Annotated in this window: 21 protein-coding genes and 1 riboswitch; of the genes, 11 read left to right on the top strand and 10 right to left on the bottom strand. The window is 57.2% G+C overall.

The features are described 5' to 3' along the window. Positions 1-2 precede the first annotated feature (2 nt). Positions 3-1,502, bottom strand: a complete 1,500-nt coding sequence (locus ACFQUU_RS01335; RefSeq protein ID WP_382242161.1) for a nucleobase:cation symporter-2 family protein — start codon at positions 1,500-1,502, stop codon at positions 3-5. A gap of 75 nt (positions 1,503-1,577) precedes the next feature. Next, positions 1,578-2,300: a GntR family transcriptional regulator gene (locus ACFQUU_RS01340; protein WP_382241509.1), complete on the bottom strand. Its 723-nt coding sequence runs from the start codon at positions 2,298-2,300 to the stop codon at positions 1,578-1,580. A gap of 251 nt (positions 2,301-2,551) precedes the next feature. Between ACFQUU_RS01340 and uraH the strand changes: the two genes are divergently transcribed. From uraH to ACFQUU_RS01360, 4 genes are all read left to right on the top strand, one after another. Beyond that, positions 2,552-2,905 (top strand): hydroxyisourate hydrolase, encoded by a 354-nt coding sequence (gene uraH, locus ACFQUU_RS01345; protein WP_382242164.1) that lies wholly within the window; start codon positions 2,552-2,554, stop codon positions 2,903-2,905. Between the two features lie 27 nt (positions 2,906-2,932). Beyond that, positions 2,933-4,123 carry a urate hydroxylase PuuD gene (locus ACFQUU_RS01350; protein ID WP_382241512.1) on the top strand — a complete coding sequence of 397 codons (1,191 nt, stop codon included), beginning with the start codon at positions 2,933-2,935 and terminating at the stop codon, positions 4,121-4,123. 212 nt (positions 4,124-4,335) lie between these two features. Continuing rightward, positions 4,336-4,505, top strand: a riboswitch (FMN riboswitch). A gap of 179 nt (positions 4,506-4,684) precedes the next feature. Further along, on the top strand, positions 4,685-5,218 hold the full coding sequence (locus ACFQUU_RS01355; protein ID WP_382241515.1) for a 6,7-dimethyl-8-ribityllumazine synthase: 534 nt from the start codon (positions 4,685-4,687) through the stop codon (positions 5,216-5,218). Between the two features lie 135 nt (positions 5,219-5,353). Further along, positions 5,354-6,457: a helix-turn-helix transcriptional regulator gene (locus ACFQUU_RS01360; RefSeq protein WP_382241517.1), complete on the top strand. Its 1,104-nt coding sequence runs from the start codon at positions 5,354-5,356 to the stop codon at positions 6,455-6,457. A gap of 61 nt (positions 6,458-6,518) precedes the next feature. Here ACFQUU_RS01360 and ACFQUU_RS01365 read toward each other — a convergent pair whose 3' ends face one another. Continuing rightward, on the bottom strand, positions 6,519-6,974 hold the full coding sequence (locus ACFQUU_RS01365) for a YiiD C-terminal domain-containing protein (RefSeq protein WP_382241520.1): 456 nt from the start codon (positions 6,972-6,974) through the stop codon (positions 6,519-6,521). Between the two features lie 232 nt (positions 6,975-7,206). Here ACFQUU_RS01365 and ACFQUU_RS01370 point away from each other — a divergent pair, with 232 nt between their 5' ends. Then, on the top strand, positions 7,207-8,739 hold the full coding sequence (locus ACFQUU_RS01370) for a CHAD domain-containing protein (RefSeq protein WP_382241523.1): 1,533 nt from the start codon (positions 7,207-7,209) through the stop codon (positions 8,737-8,739). A gap of 40 nt (positions 8,740-8,779) precedes the next feature. Here ACFQUU_RS01370 and ACFQUU_RS01375 read toward each other — a convergent pair whose 3' ends face one another. Then, positions 8,780-9,058 carry a putative signal transducing protein gene (locus ACFQUU_RS01375; RefSeq protein WP_382241526.1) on the bottom strand — a complete coding sequence of 93 codons (279 nt, stop codon included), beginning with the start codon at positions 9,056-9,058 and terminating at the stop codon, positions 8,780-8,782. Positions 9,059-9,299: 241 nt separating this feature from the next. Further along, entirely contained in the window at positions 9,300-9,713 is a 414-nt protein-coding gene (locus ACFQUU_RS01380) for a hypothetical protein (RefSeq protein WP_382241529.1), read from the bottom strand. A gap of 295 nt (positions 9,714-10,008) precedes the next feature. Between ACFQUU_RS01380 and ACFQUU_RS01385 the strand changes: the two genes are divergently transcribed. The 3 genes from ACFQUU_RS01385 (at position 10,009) to ACFQUU_RS01395 (ending at position 12,689) form a co-directional block, all read left to right on the top strand. Continuing rightward, the gene (locus tag ACFQUU_RS01385) at positions 10,009-10,812 is read left to right on the top strand and encodes a M48 family metallopeptidase (RefSeq protein WP_382241532.1); all 804 of its coding nucleotides are present in this window, start codon (positions 10,009-10,011) and stop codon (positions 10,810-10,812) included. A 204-nt stretch (positions 10,813-11,016) separates the two neighbouring features. Next, positions 11,017-12,075: an AI-2E family transporter gene (locus ACFQUU_RS01390; RefSeq protein WP_382241535.1), complete on the top strand. Its 1,059-nt coding sequence runs from the start codon at positions 11,017-11,019 to the stop codon at positions 12,073-12,075. 161 nt (positions 12,076-12,236) lie between these two features. After that, positions 12,237-12,689: an Hsp20 family protein gene (locus tag ACFQUU_RS01395; RefSeq protein ID WP_057289131.1), complete on the top strand. Its 453-nt coding sequence runs from the start codon at positions 12,237-12,239 to the stop codon at positions 12,687-12,689. A gap of 171 nt (positions 12,690-12,860) precedes the next feature. Here the strand turns inward: ACFQUU_RS01395 and ACFQUU_RS01400 are convergent, their stop codons facing one another. From ACFQUU_RS01400 to ACFQUU_RS01410, 3 genes are all read right to left on the bottom strand, one after another. Further along, positions 12,861-13,286 (bottom strand): OsmC family protein, encoded by a 426-nt coding sequence (locus ACFQUU_RS01400; protein ID WP_382241538.1) that lies wholly within the window; start codon positions 13,284-13,286, stop codon positions 12,861-12,863. 189 nt (positions 13,287-13,475) lie between these two features. After that, positions 13,476-14,285, bottom strand: coding sequence for an alpha/beta hydrolase family protein (locus ACFQUU_RS01405; protein ID WP_382241541.1), 810 nt, complete (start codon positions 14,283-14,285; stop codon positions 13,476-13,478). Beyond that, positions 14,272-15,441: a DUF3182 family protein gene (locus ACFQUU_RS01410; RefSeq protein ID WP_382241543.1), complete on the bottom strand. Its 1,170-nt coding sequence runs from the start codon at positions 15,439-15,441 to the stop codon at positions 14,272-14,274. The genes ACFQUU_RS01405 and ACFQUU_RS01410 overlap by 14 nt, the downstream gene beginning before the upstream one ends. 242 nt (positions 15,442-15,683) lie before the next feature. On the opposite strand from ACFQUU_RS01410, the gene ACFQUU_RS01415 reads away from it, so the two are divergent. The 3 genes from ACFQUU_RS01415 (at position 15,684) to ACFQUU_RS01425 (ending at position 19,135) form a co-directional block, all read left to right on the top strand. After that, positions 15,684-16,295, top strand: coding sequence for a biliverdin-producing heme oxygenase (locus ACFQUU_RS01415; protein WP_382241546.1), 612 nt, complete (start codon positions 15,684-15,686; stop codon positions 16,293-16,295). Positions 16,296-16,418: 123 nt separating this feature from the next. After that, positions 16,419-18,671, top strand: coding sequence for an ATP-binding protein (locus ACFQUU_RS01420; protein ID WP_382241549.1), 2,253 nt, complete (start codon positions 16,419-16,421; stop codon positions 18,669-18,671). Between the two features lie 8 nt (positions 18,672-18,679). Further along, positions 18,680-19,135 (top strand): response regulator, encoded by a 456-nt coding sequence (locus ACFQUU_RS01425; RefSeq protein ID WP_382241552.1) that lies wholly within the window; start codon positions 18,680-18,682, stop codon positions 19,133-19,135. Positions 19,136-19,232: 97 nt separating this feature from the next. Here ACFQUU_RS01425 and ACFQUU_RS01430 read toward each other — a convergent pair whose 3' ends face one another. Together ACFQUU_RS01430 and ACFQUU_RS01435 are read right to left on the bottom strand one after the other, a co-directional pair. Continuing rightward, positions 19,233-20,876 (bottom strand): response regulator, encoded by a 1,644-nt coding sequence (locus tag ACFQUU_RS01430; RefSeq protein WP_382241555.1) that lies wholly within the window; start codon positions 20,874-20,876, stop codon positions 19,233-19,235. An 81-nt stretch (positions 20,877-20,957) separates the two neighbouring features. Beyond that, entirely contained in the window at positions 20,958-21,422 is a 465-nt protein-coding gene (locus tag ACFQUU_RS01435; RefSeq protein ID WP_382241558.1) for a response regulator, read from the bottom strand. Between the last annotated feature and the right edge of the window lie 4 nt (positions 21,423-21,426).

Genomic DNA, 21,426 nt, shown 5'->3' on the forward strand with positions numbered 1-21,426 from the left:
AATTATTCGCTGCCGTGGGTATTGGCTTTGGCCGCAGCCTCTGCCTCGTCCTGGGAAGCGATGCCATTGAAAAACAGGTTAAGCAACACCGCGACAATCGCCGCCAGCAAAATCCCGCTATGCAGCAGCGGTGACAGCGCCTTGGGCATATGCTGCGCATAGCGCTCAGCCACCAGCGGCAGCATGCCGAAGCCGATAGAGATGGCGACGATGAACAGGTTGTTGCGGTTGCTCTTGTAGTCGACCGCTGCCAGGATGCGGATGCCGGTTGCGGCAACCATGCCGAACATGACCAGGCCGGCGCCGCCAAGCACGAATTGCGGCACGGCTTCGGCGGCTTGCGCGATCTTTGGAATGACGCCCATGATGATCAGGATAATGCCGGCGGCGACACAGACCCAGCGGCTCTTTACACCCGTCACGCCAACCAGGCCGACGTTCTGCGAGAACGAGGTATACGGGAAGGTATTGAAAATCCCGCCGATCACGGTACCGAGTCCATCGACGCGCAAACCGCGACTGATGTCGTCCCTGCGGATCTCCTTGCCCGTCAGTTCTCCAAGCGCGAGGAACATGCCGGTCGATTCGATCATGACGACGAGCATGACCAGCGTCATCGTCAGGATCGCGACGACGTCGAAGGTCGGCATGCCAAACTGGAAAGGCGTGACGAGGGCGAATGTCTTGGCCGTCGCGACTTTAGCGAAGTCCACTTTGTCGAGGAAATAGGCGACCACGGTACCGGCGACAATGCCGGTCAGTACTGCGATATTGGCAAGAAATCCCTTGCCGTATTTGGCGACCAGCAGGATGACAATCAACACGAACAGTGCAATGCCGAGATTGTCGAGCGCCGCGTACTGCGGATTGGGAATCATCGGAGCCGGGCCGGCGGGCAACGCGGTCCCCGCTGCCTTTGCAGCGGCGACAAGTTCGGCAAACGCGGGATCGGGAATCGTCGCCATGTTCGGTGTGCCGCCCATGGCCCAATTGACACCGACGCGCATCAGGGAAATGCCGATCACTGCGATAATCGTGCCGGTGACGACCGGTGGAAACAGGGCAAGCACCCGACTGACAAAGGGCGCGATGAATATTGAAATGACACCTGCCCCGATAACGGCACCGAAAATGCCGGTGATGCCCAGTGTCGGATTAGCGGCCATGGCCAGCATCGGACTGACTGATGCAAAGGTCACGCCCATCATGACCGGCAAGCGGATGCCGAACAACTTGCCGATACCGAGCGACTGAATCAGGGTCACCAGGCCGCAACAGAACAGGTCCGCACTAATCAGCGCAGCAACCTGTTCCGGCTGCAACTTGAGCGCACGGCCAATGATCAGCGGGACGGCAATTGCGCCGGCGTACATCACCAGGACATGTTGCAGTCCCAGTGTCGCCAGCTTGCCGGCAGGTAGACGTTCGTCGACCGCATTACTGGCCGGTGGAACGGAATTGGCTGCCGGCGAGGATGCCACGGCAGTATGTGATGTGCTCATCATGTCTTCTCCAAAACTTGCGGGGTGAGAGGAATATTGTTGTTATGGTTATGGTTTGTGGTGGTAACTGCCCTGCTATGCGTCCGGTTTACCTAATGCCGAACGCAAATCGAATCGCCTGTCGGAACGCTTGAGCATCCGGCAGGCACATTGCTCCAGGTGATGCGCCATTTCATGTTGCGCACCAGCGTGGTCTTTCTTTTCCAATGCATCGACAACCGCAAGGTGCTCATCGAATGAGCACGGCTGCTGGCCTGTTGTCTCGGTCGTTGAAATCAGCAGTGTGGTGCGCGATACCAGGCGACGCAGCATGTCGACTAGCAACGCGTTGCCGGCAAGCTTCGCCAGTTCGATATGAAAATCAGCGGAAAGCCGTATCCACAACGGGCGGTTTCCCTGCATGTAGGCTTCGCGCTCACTGTCTATCATTCGACGCAGGCGCGCAAAGTCGGCTGACGTCGCACTGTGTGCCACTTTCTGCATGGCCATCTGTTCCAGTGTCTGACGCAACTCGAACATGTCATGTGCTTCCTGTTCGGTAGGGCTTGCAATATATGCACCGCGATTGGGTTCAAGATCGACCAGGCCGTCGGCGGCCAGCTTGACAAGGACCTTGCGTACGTTATGGCGCGCCAGGCCGTAGATTTCCGTGAGAGCCTGCTCGGTCAATTTAGTGCCTGCCGGCAAGCGGTGCCCCATGATGGCGTCGTAGATTTCCAAATACATACGTTCATCCGATGCAAGGCGAGATTCTTGCGGTATGGGAGAGGCGCTCACTAGTTTGGGACGTGCAGCCATAATCATCCGGTCGTGGTTGGACGGTGTTCATCAAAGCCGGGCTTTGCTCACCGTTGCGGGCTTTAAACAAACTGCCACGCTTTCAATGTTGACGAGGATGCCAACGGCCCATAGAATTGTCAACAATTTGTTATTAGTTTTGTTCAATCTCTCGAGCAGCTGCAGTCACCCGTCGCGGCGGCACCTCATGCTCAACGCTGGCGCCGTTTCTGGCAATGCCAGGTTTTATCCCAAATAATCATGGAGTTATGATGAGTCGTCTGACTACACACGTGCTGGATACCGCGCACGGTAAGCCTGGCCAAGGCATCACTGTCGATCTTTACGAAATTGTCGACAATCGTAGAAATAAATTGCTGTCAAAAGTTACCAATGCCGATGGCCGCTGCGACGGTCCGCTGCTGGAAGGAAACGCTTTCCACGCCGGCGTTTATGAGCTTGATTTCCATATCGGGGCCTATTTCGCCGGACTCGGACTGGCCTTGCCCAAGCCGGCCTTTCTTGATGTGGTCACCCTGCGCTTCGGCGTGGCCGACGCCAGTCAGCACTACCACGTGCCGCTGGTAGCCAGCCCCTGGAGTTATTCAACCTACCGTGGCAGCTAATTTGACGATCAAGAAGGAGACATGACAATGGAAGGTTATTTGCTCGACTGGGCCAATTTGCTGCTGCGCTGGCTGCACGTGATCGTGGCAATTGCGTGGATTGGTTCCTCGTTTTATTTCGTATGGCTGGACAACAGCCTGCAAGCTCCCAAGGATGCGGAGCTGAAGGAAAAAGGCGTAGGCGGCGAACTCTGGGCCGTGCACGGGGGTGGCTTCTATAACCCGCAAAAATATCTCGGTGCGCCACGTCATTTGCCGGACGACTTGCATTGGTTTTACTGGGAGTCATATAGCACCTGGTTATCCGGTTTCGGCCTGTTCTCGGTGCTGTACCTGTTCAATCCCAAGGTCTTCCTGATCGATCCCAATGTCGCGAACCTGACACCCACTGTGGCCGTCATTCTCGCGCTGGCATTCCTGGTGGTTGGATGGCTGGTGTATGACGTGCTTTGTCGTGCGCTGCAAAAGAAGGAAGGATTGCTTGCGGTGCTGGTGGTTGCCTACGTAGTCATCGCGTCATGGGCGGCCTGCAACCTGTTCTCAGGGCGTGCTGCATTTCTGATCATCGGTGCGATGATCGCGACCATCATGAGCGCCAATGTGTTTTTCTGGATCATTCCGGGACAGCGCAAGGTCGTCGCGGCAATGAAAGCAGGCCAGCCGGTCGATCCGATCCATGGCCAACGCGCCAAGCAGCGCAGCGTGCACAACACCTACTTCACGTTGCCCGTGCTGTTTGCGATGCTGTCGAACCACTACAACATGACCTACAGCCACCAGTACAACTGGCTGGTGCTGGTACTGATCATGGTGGCCGGCGTATTGATTCGCCAATTCTTCATCCTGCGTCACAAGGGCGTCGTCAACGTTGTCTATCCCATCGTTGCGGTCGCATTGCTGGCCGCCGTCGCCGCGTGGATTGCACCGTCCAGGCCGGCCGCTGCGGTGGCAGGGGCAGCCGCACCCGCCGTCGATGTCGCACAGGTCAAGCAGGTCACGGACAAGCACTGTATTCAGTGCCATGCGGCCGCGCCCACGCTAATGCCGTCGCCGGCAAAAGGCATGATGTTCGACCAGCCTGAGCAGATCAAGGCCCATGCGCAGCAGATCTATCAGCAAGTCGTTCTGCAGAAGGCGATGCCATTGGGGAACATGACGAACATGACCGAGGATGAGCGTGCATTGATCGGTCGCTGGTTCGAAGCCGGCGCGAAGTAAAGTTCTGCAAACGTAGCACATGGCAGGCGCGCCCTGCCTTGCTCCACACAGGGATCCCTGGAATGGCGTCGCCGTACAGGGATCCTTTTTTATTTATGCCGCATGTTATGCCCCACCGGGGGGCGCTGCTATCTGTGCGATTCAGCATGGCTTCGGCTGTGCGCTGTGCGCCGTGCCTCAACATGCTATATTCGTCCTTGGCTGCAAAGCCAAAACGTTCTCAGGGCGGGGCGAAACTCCCCACCGGCGGTAATGATGCCTGCGCATCTAGCCCGCGAGCGCCTGCAAGACGCCAACGTACGCGCGTAGGCATTTCGCAGGGTCAGCAGACCTGGTGTGATCCCAGGGCCGACGGTCACAGTCCGGATGAAAGAGGACGGGATTCATCAATCTGACTGCGAGAACGTTTGCGTTCCCTGCGGCGTAGCGATGTCCTCACACGCCTGGAGCTGCCAGTGCGAACTGAACGACCGCGTCGCGACCACATGGGCAAAAGCCTACCCGCATGTCATTGCCATCCCGTGCGCCCTATTTATTTTTCTCGTAAATAGGAGCTTCAGAATGTCTTACCCGTCACATCCATCACGTAACACCACTTCCACTCCCGGTTCGGTCACTGGAAAACGCATTGCCTTCGTTCAGGCTTGCTGGCATCGCGATATCGTCGATCGTTGCCGCGTCTCGTTTGCATTGGAAATGGAAAAGCTCGGTACCGATGCGAACCTGATCGATTACTACGAAGTGCCCGGTGCATATGAAATTCCGTTGCATGCCAAACTGCTGGCACAGAGCGGCAAATACGAGGGTATCGTTGCCGCCGGACTGATTGTCGATGGTGGCATTTATCGGCACGAGTTCGTTGCACAGGCCGTCATCTCCGGCTTGATGCAAGTGCAGCTTGAGACGATGGTGCCCGTGTTTTCCGCTGTGCTGACACCGCATCACTTCCACGCGGGCGATGAACACCAGCGTTTCTTCTACGACCACTTCGTTGTCAAAGGTGCAGAAGCGGCGCATGCCTGCGCAAGCACCCTCGGCAAGTTGCGAATTGTGCGTGACGCGGTCAATCCAGTGCCGCTTGCAAACGTCGCATAAGCAGGAAAGTGCCGTAGCGCTCATTGCGTGAGCACTACGGCGGCGCACTCTTCGCCGCCTACGGCAAGCTGCGTAATGCCGTGGCACAATCAATAAGCCGTTGATGAACAATGGCCGGAAAAATGTGGAGGGACCGTGGTCAAACAGGATCAATTGCTGACGCTGTCCGGCAAGTTTTACGAGGGCATTCTTGCTCCTCAAGGCTGGCAGGACGCGATGATGCACCTGGCCGGTGTCACTGCATCGGAAATGGTGTCGCTGCTGCTATGGAACCGCATGCACGACCAGATCATCATCGGTGATGCCGTCGGCATGGATCCGGCGCTGCGCAACGATTACGAGACGCACTATCAAGCACTCGACCCTGGCAAGGAATTCGTGAACCGTGCCCGCTTCGGCGAGTGGTATCTCGACGAGCGCGATGTTGCTCCACAGATCCGCAGCGGTTCGGCCTTCTATCAGGACTTCATGCGCCGCCATCGCATTTCGGGTGTCATGGCGACGCCTATCCTGCGCGCCAGGAGCGGAACAGACGGCTTGTTGTCACTGGTCGGGCAGCGCCCTCACAACAGCCTGGTGCAGGTCGCCAGCAGCCTGTCGCCGCTGCTTCCGCATATTCAACAGGCAGCAAACCTGCGCTGGAAGCTGATCGAGTTATCCAGCCAGCTTGACCTTGCAACACGTGTGCTCGACCGCGTCCGCTTCCCGCTACTGGTAATGAACGCCGCGGGCGACGTCAGGATGGCCAACACCCTTGGCCAGCAATGGCTTTCCTCATCAAGCTGCCTGCCCGGCCAACGCGTCGAAGAGGATGACGCCAGGCAACGCTTGCAGGCGGCGATCCGGGCAGCATGCGGCCTGGCCGGACCAAAACGTGCTTCTGGCGCAAAACTGGCGCGGCCGGACGGTAGTCCCTGCGTCGTCAGCACGGTCCCCTTACCGGCGCAGGCGGAGAGCATGCTGCACAGTCTCGAACCGCTGGCGCTATTGCTGGTCAGCGAGCCGCAGTCCGGTGCTGGGCCGGCAAACGACTTGCTGAAAGAAGTTTTTTATTTAAGCCCGGCCGAGATTCGCGTTACCCGCATCCTGTTGCGTGGACTTACGCTGAAGAACGCCTGCGAGGAACTCACTATATCGATTGAAACCGGACGCAAGCACTTGAAGTCTGTCTTCAACAAGGTTGGTGTACATCGGCAATCCGATCTGCAGCGCGTACTTGGTTCGCTCGATCTGATTTAGCGTAGGTTGTGCATTGTTGCGTGGCCGGATCTGCCTTGTCATCAATGCATGACCTCACATCTCACGCTTCCGGAAGCACGACAAACGTTCCTGCCAGCCGACCTGCCTGCTTGCCCTCGCATTCCAGCACGGACTGCACCGTGATGCGGGCCATGCGCCCGCGACGTACCGCATTGAACAACCGTTCCCAAGGCTGCTCATCGCCAGATGAAGCGATGGCGCTGAATGCCGCGCTCATCGGTTTCTGATACAACATGTTGTTTGCCTGAATCACCACGCGTCCGGGCAATCCTGACGCCTGCAGTCGCAGATAGACCAGTGTCCAGGCGGACAGAATGGCGACCGCGGATGCACTACCACCAAAGACGGTAGCTTCATGATTGATGTTCGGGCCAATGGGAGCGCGTAGTTCGACACGCTCCTCAGTAGCCGCGTGTACCAGCACACCCATTGCCTGGGACAGCGGAATTTGCCTGTGAAGGTAAGACTGCAGTGCAGTGATTTCAATTGTGTTCATGTATTTGCCAAGGTATCCAGGAATGGCCTGCACTGGCCAGAGATTTCAATGTACCGTGTTTACAGCAAGCATGCTCTGGCCGGCAGCGAAGCAAACCTTTCTTCTTGCTGCGTGTCTTTTGATTTACTTCGTCAGCAGCAAGGGCGCATGCGCCTATTGTTCAATTCTTTAGTGCTCTTGCGAGCCGCGCTGAACGGCCGCCAGCAAACCTGTCTTGCAAAAAGAAACCCATATGGAAATTGAACTCAAGCTTTTGTTGACACCGCAGGCCGCGCAGTCCTTGCGGACCCATCCCTTACTGAAGAAGTACGGCATCGGAGAGCCACGGGAAGAAAAATTATCAGGCACCTATTACGACACCAGCAACTGCGACCTGCGTCGTGCCGGTGCCGGACTACGGGTCAGGCAAGTTGACGGCCACTGGGTACAAACCATGAAAGCGGGTGGTGGCGTGGCGTCAGGCCTGCATAGCCGCCACGAATGGGAATCCCCTGTTGCCGGGCCGACTCCTGATTTGGCCGCCCTGCGCGAACTGGTCGATCACGGATCGTCATGGAACAAACTGCTGAGATCCAGGGAAGTCGAGCAAGGGCTTTTACCCGTCTTTATGACTTCAGTAACACGCACGATATGGGATCTCCGCCTTGCGGAAGGCACCGAAATCGAATGTGTACTGGACCTGGGCAGCCTTGAACGTGGCAAGGATAAGGAGGCAATCTGCGAAATCGAACTGGAATTGAAATCCGGTAATGCCGATCAGCTTTATGGATTGGCGCTGGAATTGCTCGAATCAATTCCCATGCAGATCGGAAACGCGAGCAAGGCTGAACGGGGCTATGCGTTGCTGGCTCCTGTGCCTGCGCGCGCCGTGAAAGCCGAGGCACTTGTGCTGTCCCGGCATATGAATATCGAAAAAGCTTTTCAGCTTATCGTGGCAAACTGCAGGGCGCAGATACAAGCCAATGAAGACGGCGTGATGCACAGGCATGATCCGGAAAGCCTCCATCAGATGCGCGTCGGCATACGCCGCCTGCGTTCTGCTTTCAGCCTGTTTGCGCCTGTGCTGCAGGTGCCCGAGGACATGCGGGAAGACCTTAACTGGATCGCAACGCAGCTTGGCGCGGCGCGTGATTGGGACGTACTGGCCGATTCAACTCTGTCACGACTTGCCGATGCACCGACGGATGCTGCGCTGATCGGCATGGTCCACAATGCGGCTCAGAAACGGGCGCAACAACTGCATGGAGAGGCCGCGGCGGCAGTCACTTCGCCGCGATATACGCGTCTGGTGCTGCGCTTGTCGCGGTGGATGCGTGCTTGCGACTGGCGCGAGACGCCGCCGCGACAAGCGAGCGCTCGCCTGCGCGACCCGGTGATCCGCTTCGCCGACGATATGCTCGATCAACTCGATCGGAAGTTGCGCAAGCGCGGACGGCGCTTGCATAAAGCGACGCCGGAGGCGCGCCACCGTGCGCGCATTGCGGCGAAAAAAACACGCTATGCCGCCGAGTTTTTCCAGTCGCTTTATAACGGACGGAAGCTGCGGCGATATGTCAATGCACTTTCACACTTGCAGGACGAGCTGGGATTTCTTAACGATGCGGCGGTCGCGGACCGGTTGTTGCAGGATCTTCACGGCAAGGATATCGATCTTGCAAGTGGGGTTGGATTTGTCCGCGGTTATCTTTCTCGTAGCGCCGATACCGATGCAGGCGTGATTCGCAAGCGCTGGAAGAAATTAAAACGCTTAAGCACACCCTGGTAAATGGATATTCGCATGCAGTGATCAGCCGCAGAAAAACGCTTCAGCTGGCACCGACATCAAAATCATCGTCGAGCCGGTAGACGCCGCGATGGAAGGCATCGATGACTGCGACCGCTTCACGCTCGCGATCGGCCGGCACCAGCACGCGTACGCCGCCCAAGGCCGGCGTGAGGAGCGAATGCAGCTGCACCAGATTATCGTCGGCCACCATAGCGGGAATGCCCGCGGCGGCCAGGCAGGAGCGGACGATATGCGCCTCAGTCGGAATAAAATAGCGCGCTACCGCGACCATGTCGTTTGCACCGGCATCATGCGTCATGAATTAACCTTCCTGCGGCGTGCGCCGCATGTAGTATCAATCTCAACCCGTAACGCAACATGACATCGCGTCTTTTTCCGGGGCGCCGAGCCGCCTGCGCCTTGCCAGTCAAAAAAATCCATCGATCTCATTGGTCACGTTACAGGTCGGAATTGGTACAAGCTCCGGAAAATACTTCCGATTTTGCGGACACGCCTGATACCTCTGACGATGCAGTGGATGCAGACGTATCCCGGACATTTCAATTCCCTTCGGGTATCCAGCGCAGTGTCAGCACGGTGCACTCGGCATCGACCGAATAACGGTGATAGATACCTGCACCCCACGTTGCAAAATCACCGGAGTCAGACAGCACAATCTCCCGCGTGGCATCGGGTGGAAAATCCTTTGACCCGGAAAACGCGATACGGAATCTGCCGCTGCCAATCAGGATGGACATCGTTCGCCCCTCACTGATCGGTTTATCAATGCCGCGCGGATCGCCGGCGGGATGAACCATCCATTTCATGCACAAGCCGTGCGACCGGCAATCGACCGGCATATGACGCAAGCTGCCGGCGCCGGCCTCTGCAGACTGTGTCCATTCGCTGAAGCCGAGAAACCAGCCTGTTCCTTGTGTATCAAGCTTACCCGCATTGCCAGTTTCAATCTGCAAGGAACACCTCCGAAGTACGGTGAAAGTGCGGTGAAGGATAACCGGTAGACCGGACGCACACCTTAGAACGCTTTTGCTTTAAAAGTTGAACTGCTTTCCGATCCCTATCATAAGCGTCAATACCGGCGAAGCGATTGTCGGCCGTCACAAGCCATCCAAACGCCCCTGGTCGGACGCAGTAATCACACGCAACCGACATTACAAAATACTTTGTTATCTGGCAATTTTCGTTGTCTGTCCGTCTATACTTTCGGGTATCGGACATTCCGGTCAACTATCCTTACCGTCTATCATCATGAAAAACACTTTGTCCCTTGCGGCAGCCGTCGTGATATTGGCCGCATGCGGCTCCACCACCAAGCCCGGCGCGGTAGGCGTCACCCGTCCGCAATTGCTGCTCGTTTCTGCTCCTACCGTTGAGCGCATGGCGCTTGTCAGCTACGCGCAGCAAGCGGAAAAAGCGAAGTCGGAAGGCAAGCTGATTACGTCAGGCCCGGAATACGATCGCCTGCTGCGTATTGCCAACCGCCTGAAGGCGCAGGTCGGCATATTCCGTGAAGATACCTTGCAATGGAAATGGCAATTGCTGCTGATCGATGCGCCAGTCCTGAATGCAAGTTGCGCACCGGGTGGCAAGGTGACGTTTTACACCGGCATTGTGCGGCAACTGAAGCTGACCGATGACGAGATCGCCGCCGTGATGGGTCATGAGTTTGCGCACGCCTTGCGCGAACATGGACGCGAGCGGGTATCTCAGGCGGTCGCCCAGAACACCATTGCCAGTGCTGCCCTTGCCGGCGCCCAGAACCGGCAGGCGCAGGTCGCCCTTGCCAACCAGTTTGCGCAATATCTGTTTGTGCTCCCCAATTCTCGCCAGAACGAAAGCGAGGCTGACAGCATCGGACTGGAACTTGCCGCGCGCGCCGGCTTCGATCCGCGCGCCGCCATCACGCTGTGGCAAAAGATGGGTGGCGCGGCGGAAGGCAAGAGTCCACCGGAATTCCTGTCCACCCATCCGGCAAATACGACGCGCATTGCCGAGATCGGCGCCGTGCTTCCTACGGTCATGCCCTTGTACGACGCGACGAAAAAGGAATAAGCCTCGCTACGGCGGCAAGCCGGAATGCCCTGAAGAAAGCCTTACTCATTCGGCGAAGCAGGACGCTTTCGCTCACGTGCCCCGTGACTGGTAAAAAATTTGCTTGCGCCTCCCTTGCGCCATCCCCACGGAGTTGATTCCTCCATCCGGTAGGATGGAGGTTTTCGTCATGTCCACGGTACTAACCGTTTATCCGAGATAACAATGAATAATCCGCACTTGCAACACAAGACCTTCCTCGCATTGCTTATCGTCGTATCCATTGCGTTCGGCTGGATCCTGTTGCCGTTTTACGGCGCCGTCTTCTGGGCGGCGGTACTGGCCATTCTGTTTGCACCGTTTTACCGGCAGCTGCTGACCAAGATGCACGGCCGCCGTAATCTGGCGGCGCTCGCAACGCTGCTCCTCTGTCTGCTCATTGTGATTTTCCCGCTGTCGGTGATTACCGCGTCCCTGTTGCGCGAAGGGAGTGCGGTGTACGAGCAGATACGATCCGGCCAACTGGACTTCGGTGCGTATTTCGAGCAGGCGCTCAATGCGCTGCCGCCATGGATCGTCCAGCAACTGGATCGATTCGGCCTGACCGATTTGTTCAGCTTGCAGAACAAACTGTCCGGTGCCGCCGCGCAGGGCAGCCAGACCATCGCCACCCAAGCGTTCAGCATTGGTCAGAACACTTTCGACTTCCTTGTCAGTTTCGGCATCATGTTGTACTTGTTGTTCTTCCTGCTGCGTGATGGCGTTGCCCTGTCGGCACGCATCAGGCAAGCCATTCCGCTCAGCGTTGAACACAAGCGCAGTCTGTTCAGCAAGTTCACGACCGTCATCAGAGCCACCGTGAAAGGCAACATCGCGGTCGCCGCGACCCAGGGTGCCCTGGGAGGCGTCATGTTCTGGTTTCTCGGTATCCAGGGCGCGGTCTTGTGGGGCGTATTGATGGCTTTCCTGTCGCTGCTACCGGCGGTCGGTGCGGCCCTGATCTGGGGCCCGGTCGCCATCTACTTCCTGTTGACCGGCGCGATCTGGCAAGGTATCACGCTGATCGTGTTCGGCGTGGTGGTGATCGGTCTGGTGGATAACATCCTGCGCCCCATTCTGGTGGGCAAAGATACGCAAATGCCGGATTACGTGGTGCTGATATCGACGCTTGGCGGCATGGCCTTGTTCGGGCTGAATGGCTTTGTGATCGGGCCCGCAATCGCGGCACTCTTCATCGCCACCTGGGATTTGTTTTCGGCGGCGAAGGAAGAATATAACCAGTAAACGCCAAGCGAGCGGGCCATTGAATAAATTGCAAACAATGCAATTTCGTATAAATGTATTTTGTCCCCTTGAAACGCAAACGCCTTATCCCTATATCCGAATCAGCGGATGCTCAATGGAGGTCCGCGAATTTCATATCGCTTACTAATGAGGATATTGCAATGCGTACTTACGACTTTACCCCCCTGTATCGCTCGGCCATCGGTTTCGACCGCCTGGCACAACTGTTTGACGAAGCCGCTCGCACCGACGCGCAGCCGAGCTACCCGCCGTACAACATCGAACTTGTCGGTGAAGACAAGTACCGTATCACCATGGCCGTTGCCGGTTTCGACCGCTCCGAACTGGAGATCGAAAGCGAACGCGACCAATTGAAAATCGTCGGTCGCAAGCAGAAGGACGAAACCAAGCGCACCTTCCTGCATCGTGGCATCGCCGCACGTGATTTCGAGCACCGCTTCCAGCTGGCAGACCATGTCAAGGTCGTCGGGGCCAAGCTCGACAACGGCTTGCTCAACATTGAACTGGTGCGTGAGATTCCTGAATCGCTGAAGCCGCGCAAGATTGAGATTAATGGCGACAACGTGCAGTTGCTGCAACGTGAAGCCGCCTGAATGACGCTTGATTAAAGCCCGCTTGCCGGCATGAGTCGGCGTAGCATTCGGATGACTCATGATAAACGCCGGAAGCGTTACCGCTTCCGGCGTTTTTTCGTATCTGCCAGTCTTGTGTAACAGGCGGACGGTAAGGTCAGCCAAAGTACGCCGCCTACTCTTACCGCAAGTCTAGGTTTCCAGTTTTGCGTCGAGGGTAATGGTTGCGTTCAGCACCTTGGATACCGGGCATCCGGCCTTGGCCTTATTCGCAGCCTCTTCAAACGCTTTCTGATCGCCGCCGGGAATGCGCGCAACCAGCTCAAGGTGCACCGCCGTAATCGCAAAGCCGCCTTCCACCTTGTCGAGCGTGACGGCCGCCTTGGTCGTGAGGTTTTCTGCGGTAATACCGGCCTCACCCAATTGGGCGGACAAGGCCATCGTGAAACATCCCGCGTGCGCGGCCGCAATCAACTCTTCCGGGTTGGTTCCGGGCCCTTCTTCAAAACGCGAAGCAAAGCCGTAACGTGTATTGTCGAGTATGCCGCTCTGGGTGGAAATGCTGCCTTTGCCGTCTTTCAGGCCGCCACTCCATGATGCCGATGCCGTGCGTTTCATTATGGGTTCTCCTGGTGATGTTGAATGAAGACACAAGAAACAAATTCGCTGCGTTTCCTTCTCCTGCATGTTATCGCCGTTCATCGCCATTCCTGGCGCAGGTGATTGAACACGAAAGCCGACAGGGGTTGTGGCCCAATGAAGGAAATCCGCGATCGACCTGCGGAAGATCAAACACATTGCCGCTATTCAACCTGGTGTAGGCGGAGCCTCGGGAAGCGTGCTTTCAGGCATGGTGACAACCGACGTTGATTTGCTATCCTCACGGGAACCGAAGATCATCTCGGTCATCCAGCTGACCAGTAGTGACGTGTAGGCCCGCTGGTAACTTTCTTCGGATAAACCATGGTCCGCACCTTTGATCACGCGATAAGTCATCGATCGCGGTTCGGTACATGCTTCCAGGTAGCTGGTAATGACTGCATGCGGAATGATCTTGTCGCGTTCGGATTCGACCACCAGTACATCGCCGCGAAAGTCCGAGCATGCGCGCAGCGCCCTGTTCTCCTCCGCTGGCACTTGGCTCTGCCGATATTCGCCAAGATCCTGCCCGTTGTGCAGTTCGCGTTTCGGCATTTCCCAGTTGCTGTCCCGGTAGAGGGCGGGAACGCGCAGTGCAAGCCACTTTACAGGTCGCATCGATGTCAGTATTGCCGCGAGATAACCGCCATAACTGCTGCCTACCACGGCTACCGAGGATGGATCGACGCCACGCTGCGAGACCAGCGTATCGTAGGCGGCCAGCACATCATGCAAATTGTTTTCGCGCGACACCGTATCCTGCTGCGGCAGAGTTTCCGCATGTCCGCGCAGATCGAAGGTCAGACAGACACATCCGAGCGCCGCGATTTCGCGCGCGCGCGCGAGATACTGTTCCTGGCTTCCGCCCCAGCCGTGGACAAACAGCACGGCTGGCATTTTCCGTCCGGGTGTGACCAGCGTGCCGTCGATCGTTTCGCCGTCCACCTTTATTTTGATGTTGTCGTTATGTATCGGCATAGTCTTCTAGTCGCGCATATTTCAAAATTGGGCCCACCTTTTCATCGTGCCCATGAAAATAGATCACTACATTGTCTGGCAGTTCGACATCGGGGCCATACAGTTCTACTGTGGAAGCCCTCACCACATTTAACGCGGGATCCGCATGAAAGGCTTCCAGTGCGGCAATCTCCGCCCCGCTGGCGCCGCCGACCCGCCACGATTGCTCCAGCACGCCGGAGCGCCACTGCCCGCGCTCATCCCTGCCTTGCGCAATATCGTAATTGCAGCGCGATGCAAACAAACGCGGGAAACAGGACATGGCTGCGTTGTGATAAGTGCAGGCTTGGGATACCGCGGTACTCACGTCGGGTGTAAGACCGAGTGCCAGTAGCGCATCGAAATCGCCGCGCGCTACGGTGAGCGTGGAACCGCCGTACACTTCTTCGCCGCGATTGTTACGGGTCAGTTTTTGCACACCATAGTAGGTGGCGACAAGTCCGTCCACCTTCACCTGCCCCACACTGAGTGTTGTGACGTCACTCAGGTTGCATTCGAGGACGATACCCTCCTGAATCGTATTGTCGGCATGCAGTGAATACAGCAAGTCGTCGAGTTCATGCGCACTGCCAACAACCCATTGACCCAAGCCGCCGACACCGCTGGACTTCTTGACGCGGACTGAACCGCATTCCAGCAAGCGCGTTCCGGCATCGCGTGCGCAATGCAGATCAAATGCAGAATAACCGGGCAGCACGACTTCCTTGACCTTGCTTGCGAAGCTGGATGACCATCCGTCCGGTGCAGTGGAAAAAGGTCCGGGCAAGCCATGCGTAATGGTCTTGGTCGCGACGAAGCCGTAGGGTACAACGCCGCCAAACAGATCCTGTTCAGCATGGATGTGCAATTCCTCGGCGCCGGCATTACCGACAAGCGTATCGCTAGGAACAAAATATAGACGGCCACGATGTCGTGTTTCCGCGTCGAATTCACCAGCGAATTCGCACCCTTTGATCGCAGCGAGCCGGCGTGCAATCTCCGCATGCGAGGCGCGTTCATGCGAGGCGCATTCGCCGATGGCTTTTCCCGGAAGAATCACCACGGCATCATGTGAAACACGTTGCCTGGCACCGGAAGACAGGATCTGTTGATCACTATCCGGAAATATTTTTTCCATACCTTCCGTCCCTTCTGCCTTTATCGGTTCCTGATCATTGCGATGGCTTGGTGCAGGGATGAAAAAGCAAGAAGCTTGCCGCAATTCCGTACTTGCATTCGAGAATGAAAACCTAGCCTGTGTCCTTGCGTGATGCCGCTTCGCTTCGATAGTACAATGTGCGCTTCAGATTGGCGGCATCGTAGGTCCGGCCAGAGTTACGCCAGACATGGCGCTTACCGTTCAATTCAATTCAGGATTGCATGAAAAAAACTTCCGCCGCGCTGCAAGCTTTGCGACAGGCAACCGGGGACATACACCAGCAACTCGAACAATCGCTGACCATCAACCGGCCCGGGGCTGGCAAGCGCGAATATCTTGCGTATCTCGAGGACTTGCGCGGATGGATGACGTCGTTCGACGCCGTATTATGGAATGCGCCATGGCCGGCAGAAATGGAGGCGCGTGAACGTGCCGACAAACTTGCATGGATCGATACGGATTTGCGTGCGGGCGGCATGAACAGCCATGCAATTCAGGCTATCCCTGTGGCAGGATTTACACCCGACCTCGCTTCGCTGCCGGCCCGATTCGGTGTTGCCTATGTGATAGAAGGTGCGCAACTGGGGACCAAGGTGCTGAGCCGGACGCTTGCTCCCAGTCTGCATCCATGGTCACCGCGCTGGCTCGAAGGCTATGGCGACCAGAACGCGAAAAGATGGCGCGTTTTCACCGATTGTGTGGAGCATTACCTCACGACGGATGAGGCACATCGTGTCGCGGCATCGGCAGCGAGAGAGGCGTTCACTTCACTGGCGGACTGGTTCGCGGCGCGCCGGCTGGCGCGCGAAACCGTTGTTGGAGAAGCGTGGTGAGCACACGGCGTGGCGCGCTTGGCAAGGGGATTGCGTACAAGTACGCGGAGACACCGCTTTCTACAGAATCCCGCTATGTTGCCGCGAACGTCGGCGACGTTTCATTTTTGTTTGGCAGAGTACATGGATAGAACAAGTATTGATTCGCTTCCTGTCGACCTGACGTCATGCGACAGGGAGCCCATCCGCATTCCAGGCAGTATCCAGCCACATGGTTTTCTGGTCGCCATCGCCAGCGACAGTCTTCAGGTCATCCAGGTCAGCGACAATATCGCCGCCTTTACTGGTACCCCGCTCGACAAGGTACTCGATCTTGGTCTGACGGAACTCATCGGTGAAGAAGCAGCCTCGCATATTCGCGTTGAAATAAACCATCAGCGGATCGCTGAACAACCGGCGTATCTTGGCGCCATCGAAGTATCCCATGGTGGATACTTCGAGGTGCTGGCCCACGTGCGGGACGGCTTGACGATACTCGAGTTTGAAGCGGTCGCGAGCAAGGTCCCGGCCAATTTCCGGCTGCTGTACTCGCTGATCGGCAACTTCATGTCGCAGTTGCATGACTCGGATACCTTGGCCTCGATCAGCAGTTTCGCCGCCGCAGAAGTCAAGCGGGTGACAGGCTTCGGCCGCGTTCTGGTATATCGCTTCGATGAGGACGGACATGGGCATGTGGTCGCGGAGGCGCGCGAGCCAGACTACCATTCCTACCTTGGTCAGCGCTTTCCGGCTTCCGACATACCGCGTCAGGCACGCGAACTTTACCTGACCAGCCGCGTCCGCCTGATCCCGAATGCCAACTATGCTCCTGCCAGGTTGCATCCGGAACACAATCCATTGAACGGCCAACCGACCGACCTGAGCTTTGCTGCATTGCGCAGCGTATCGCCGGTCCATTTGCAGTACATGCGCAACATGGGCACGCTGGCTTCGATGTCCATGTCGATCGTGGTCAAAGGCAAGCTGTGGGGATTGATCTCCTGCCATAACGCCGAGCCCTGTTTTGTGCCGTTCGAAGTGCGCGCCGCATGCGAGCAGCTGGCGCAGATCCTGGCGCTGCGTGTCGCCTCGCGTGAGGAAGGCGATGAATATCATTACCGTCTCGAATTGCGGCGCATGGTAGTGACCATGCTGGCGGGGCTGACGCAGGGTCCGGATTTTGTCGACAATATCAAGGCGATCGCGCCCGAGCTGTTGCGTTTTGCCAGCGCCTCCGGTGCGGCTCTTTCTTTTGAAGATCGTATCGTGCGTTTCGGTGATACCCCGGACGAACCGGCGATTCGCGACTTGATCGGATGGATAAGCACGCGCGCGCACGGCGACCTGTTTCACACCGACAGTCTCAGCACAGTGTATCCGCCAGGCGCAGCGTTCAAGCGTAATGCCAGCGGCATACTCGCCATCCCGATATCGCGCATTCACAATCACTACCTGATCTGGTTCCGGCCGGAAGTCATTCATACGGTGGACTGGGCGGGCAACCCACACCTGAAGTCCACTTCCGACTCACCGGTCAATCCGCTCACGCCTCGCATGAGTTTTGAGATTTGGCGCGAAACCGTCGTCGGGACCAGCATGCCGTGGCGCGCAAGCGAGATCGAGATGGCGTCCGAGTTCCGATCCGCCCTGCTGGGCATCGTCCTCGAACGTGCCGAGCAGATGGCTGAGCTTGCCGAAGAGCTCGGGCGCGCCAACAAAGAACTGGAAGCCTTTTCGTATTCCGTATCGCATGACCTGCGCGCACCGCTGCGTCACATCGTGGGCTTCAGTGACCTGCTACTGGAGTTCGAAGGCAATGATGCGCCTGAGCGGCGAGTGCGCTTCCTGAAAAATATCAAGGATTCGGCGCGCTTTGCCGGAAAGCTGGTCGATGATCTGCTGAGCTTTTCGCAAATGGGACGCGCTTCCCTGCGGCCCTATGATGTCAGCATGGCGGAACTCGTCAATGCGGCAAAAGACAAGCTGTCACTGGAGATCGGCGACCGGCAGATAGAGTGGCAGATCGACCCACTGCCAGTCATCCAGGCCGATCCGAACTTTCTCCAGCTCGCCGTGTACAACTTGTTGTCGAATGCGGTAAAGTACACAAGGCCTCGGGCTCACGCGATCATTCGGGTGAGCGCTGAAAGCCGCGACGATGAACATATCTTTCGCGTAGCGGACAACGGTGTGGGCTTCAATATGGAGTACGTGCATAAATTGTTCGGCGTGTTCCAGCGTCTGCATCGCATGGAAGACTTCCAGGGTACGGGCATCGGCCTTGCCAATGTGCGCCGCATCATCGAGCGCCATGGCGGTAGTGTCTGGGCCGACGGTACCGTGGACCAAGGCGCGACATTTTCGTTCTCCATCCCTAAAACCATCGCTCTCGATTAGAGGCCAGCATGTTAAAGCCGATTCTTCTTGTCGAAGATAATCCCAATGATTTGGAACTGACCCTGATCGCACTGGAAAAAAGCCAGCTCGCCAACGAGGTGATCGTGCTGCGGGACGGCGCGGAAGCGCTCGATTACCTGAACTGCCAGGGTGCCTTTGTCAGCCGGCCTGCCGGCAATCCCGCCGTCATTCTTCTTGACCTGAAGTTGCCGAAGGTTGACGGACTCGAGGTGCTGCGTCACATCCGTTCGACCCCTAGTCTCAAAAGTTCTCCGGTAGTGATGCTGACCTCTTCCAAGGAAGAGCAGGATCTGCTGCGCAGTTACGAATTGGGCGTGAATGCGTATGTCGTAAAGCCAGTCGACTTCCAGGAATTCGTCCGCGCCATTTCCGACCTCGGTATTTTTTGGGCAGTGCTGAACGAACCGCCGCCTGGCTCGGCACGTTACGTACGCAAGTCCTGATCTGATCCGCTACGATCCAGCGGCAGTCAGCGGATTTTGTGACGCCGCTGGCGCTCTCTACTCTCTAATGATCGTAATGATTCTTTGACGTAGTGGGCTATTGCAGCAGTACCGCCTTGCGTTCCCTGCGGCGCAGCAGGTGCCTGATTTTCTGCGACAGGGCATCTGCGCTATAAGGCTTGCGCAACAGGCTCACCCGCGGGTCAACCCTGCCACCATGGGCCAGAATACCTTCTGAATATCCGGACGTAAACAAGACCTGCAGATCGGGCAGCAAAGTTCGCGCCTTGTCGGCAAATTCCGCACTGCGCAGGGGTCCCGGCATCACGACATCGGTAAACAGCAAGTCAACGTGTGCACCACTTTCAATGATGGCAAGGGCAGACAGTGCATCTTCTGCTTGCAGGGTCATATAGCCCAGATTGGTCAGCAGTTCGACAGTCGTGGCTCTGACATCGGCTTCGTCTTCGACCACCAGGATGGTTTCAATACCGCCGAAAATCGGTCCGGATGCCGACTCATCGCCACTCGCTGCATCGCCGTCGACGCGCGGCAGGAAAATCTTGACCGAAGTGCCGCAACCCGGCTCGCTTTCAAGGCGGATATGTCCCCCACTCTGCTTGACAAAACCGTAAGCCATGCTGAGTCCTAGACCAGTACCTTGCCCGGCCGGCTTGGTGGTGAAAAATGGTTCGAAGGCGCGTTCCAGGACTTCCGGCGGCATGCCGGCGCCGGTATCGGCCACTTCAATCAGGACAAAGCGGCCGCGACTATTGTCAGGCTGTTCGCCGGGAGGTCGATCGGGTCCCGCATTGACTGCCCGGATAGTCAGCGTGCCGCCGCCGTCCATGGCGTCGCGTGCGTTGATCGCCAGGTTCAGGATGACATTTTCCAACTGGCTGGGATCAACCATGGTATTCCACAAGTCATCGGCGACCTCGGTCTTTACAGTGGTGAGGTCACCGATGGAGCGGCGCAGAAGCTCATCCATGCCGCGCAACAAGTCGCCTGCATTGACGATCACCGACTGCAGTGGCTGACGCCGCGCAAACGCGAGGAGGTGTGCGGCCAGCTTCGCACCGCGATCAACGCCGACCGATGCGGCGGCGATCCGGCTTTGCGCTGCCTGGTTGCCTTCGGTCAGCAGTCTGAGCAATTCGAGGTTGCCATTGATGACTTGCAGGACGTTGTTGAAATCGTGGGCAACGCCGCCAGTAAGCTGACCTACTGCTTCCATTTTTTGCGCCTGATGCAACGCGGCCTGGCTTTGCGCGAGTTCCTGCGTACGTAACAGCAGTTCTTGCTTGCTCTTATGCAATGACAGGAATGCGTCGTCGCGTTGCCGGTGCGCGATATAGGCACTGGAGTGATACCGGATGCGCGCGACCAGCTCGCGCTTGTCCGGCCATTTAACCATGTAGTCGTTGGCTCCCTCGGCAAACGCCTGGGCTTTGATCTCGGCATCATCTTCCGAAGACAGCAGCACGACTGGAATTTTCTGGGTCAACGGATGTGAGCGCAGACTTCGCGTAACGCCAAGGCCATCGACCGTTGGCATCCTGAGGTCGACCAGTACCACGGTCGGAGACACGTCCAACGCGATTTCAAGCGCATCTTCCGCGCGTGACGAATAATGCAGCCGGATATCGGGCTGGTCATGCAGCATGTGCCTGATCAGGTCTTCGGCGAGATGCTGATCGTCAATCAGCATGACATTGGGCGCGGTGTTTTCTACGGTCATGTTTCGGCGTGCTCGAGATCGTCGTGCAAACGGCTCTGTCGCAGGGCAGTCATCCCTCTACAGTATAGGCAGGCCCGCTTATCAGTTGAGAGGTTTCAGGTCAGTCGGTGCCGACGGTATTGATGTGCCCACGGAACCCGTGGCGGAAAGCTGACGATCGGCCCGCCGCACATCTTCGAGTACCGCCTGGATCTGCGCAAACTTCACGGGCTTGGAAAATACACGATCGAACCCGGCTTCACGGGCGCGGGTATGTGTTTCGGGCGTATCGTATCCAGTCACGGCAATCAGCCAGGTCTGGTCGAGCCGAGGGTTGGACCGGATCTCGCGGGCCACGTCAAAACCATTTTTTTCACCCGGCATGGTCAGATCGCAGAACACGAGGTCGGGCGGACTCTCGAAGGCCGCGCGCAATCCAGTTGCAGCATTCCATTCAATCTGAACCGTACAGCCGAGGACTTCGAGCAGATCGCCGAATAAGCGGGCGAGGTCGCAATTGTCTTCAACAATCAGGGCGTGAAGGGGTGAATTGGTAGTTGTAGCCATAAAG

It is taken from the genome of Herbaspirillum sp. GCM10030257, from assembly GCF_042666555.1.
Taxonomy (GTDB): Bacteria; Pseudomonadota; Gammaproteobacteria; order Burkholderiales; family Burkholderiaceae_D; genus Noviherbaspirillum.

Excerpts from the sequence above, each read along its gene's own strand:
- ACFQUU_RS01335 (WP_382242161.1), bottom strand. The coding sequence starts at position 1,502 with ATGAGCACATCACATACTGCCGTGGCATCCTCGCCGGCAGCCAATTCC.
- ACFQUU_RS01340 (WP_382241509.1), bottom strand. The coding sequence starts at position 2,300 with ATGGCTGCACGTCCCAAACTAGTGAGCGCCTCTCCCATACCGCAAGAA.
- uraH (WP_382242164.1), top strand. The coding sequence starts at position 2,552 with ATGAGTCGTCTGACTACACACGTGCTGGATACCGCGCACGGTAAGCCT.
- ACFQUU_RS01350 (WP_382241512.1), top strand. The coding sequence starts at position 2,933 with ATGGAAGGTTATTTGCTCGACTGGGCCAATTTGCTGCTGCGCTGGCTG.
- ACFQUU_RS01355 (WP_382241515.1), top strand. The coding sequence starts at position 4,685 with ATGTCTTACCCGTCACATCCATCACGTAACACCACTTCCACTCCCGGT.
- ACFQUU_RS01365 (WP_382241520.1), bottom strand. The coding sequence starts at position 6,974 with ATGAACACAATTGAAATCACTGCACTGCAGTCTTACCTTCACAGGCAA.
- ACFQUU_RS01370 (WP_382241523.1), top strand. The coding sequence starts at position 7,207 with ATGGAAATTGAACTCAAGCTTTTGTTGACACCGCAGGCCGCGCAGTCC.
- ACFQUU_RS01375 (WP_382241526.1), bottom strand. The coding sequence starts at position 9,058 with ATGACGCATGATGCCGGTGCAAACGACATGGTCGCGGTAGCGCGCTAT.
- ACFQUU_RS01385 (WP_382241532.1), top strand. The coding sequence starts at position 10,009 with ATGAAAAACACTTTGTCCCTTGCGGCAGCCGTCGTGATATTGGCCGCA.
- ACFQUU_RS01390 (WP_382241535.1), top strand. The coding sequence starts at position 11,017 with ATGAATAATCCGCACTTGCAACACAAGACCTTCCTCGCATTGCTTATC.
- ACFQUU_RS01395 (WP_057289131.1), top strand. The coding sequence starts at position 12,237 with ATGCGTACTTACGACTTTACCCCCCTGTATCGCTCGGCCATCGGTTTC.
- ACFQUU_RS01400 (WP_382241538.1), bottom strand. The coding sequence starts at position 13,286 with ATGAAACGCACGGCATCGGCATCATGGAGTGGCGGCCTGAAAGACGGC.
- ACFQUU_RS01405 (WP_382241541.1), bottom strand. The coding sequence starts at position 14,285 with ATGCCGATACATAACGACAACATCAAAATAAAGGTGGACGGCGAAACG.
- ACFQUU_RS01410 (WP_382241543.1), bottom strand. The coding sequence starts at position 15,441 with ATGGAAAAAATATTTCCGGATAGTGATCAACAGATCCTGTCTTCCGGT.
- ACFQUU_RS01415 (WP_382241546.1), top strand. The coding sequence starts at position 15,684 with ATGAAAAAAACTTCCGCCGCGCTGCAAGCTTTGCGACAGGCAACCGGG.
- ACFQUU_RS01420 (WP_382241549.1), top strand. The coding sequence starts at position 16,419 with ATGGATAGAACAAGTATTGATTCGCTTCCTGTCGACCTGACGTCATGC.
- ACFQUU_RS01425 (WP_382241552.1), top strand. The coding sequence starts at position 18,680 with ATGTTAAAGCCGATTCTTCTTGTCGAAGATAATCCCAATGATTTGGAA.
- ACFQUU_RS01430 (WP_382241555.1), bottom strand. The coding sequence starts at position 20,876 with ATGACCGTAGAAAACACCGCGCCCAATGTCATGCTGATTGACGATCAG.
- ACFQUU_RS01435 (WP_382241558.1), bottom strand. The coding sequence starts at position 21,422 with ATGGCTACAACTACCAATTCACCCCTTCACGCCCTGATTGTTGAAGAC.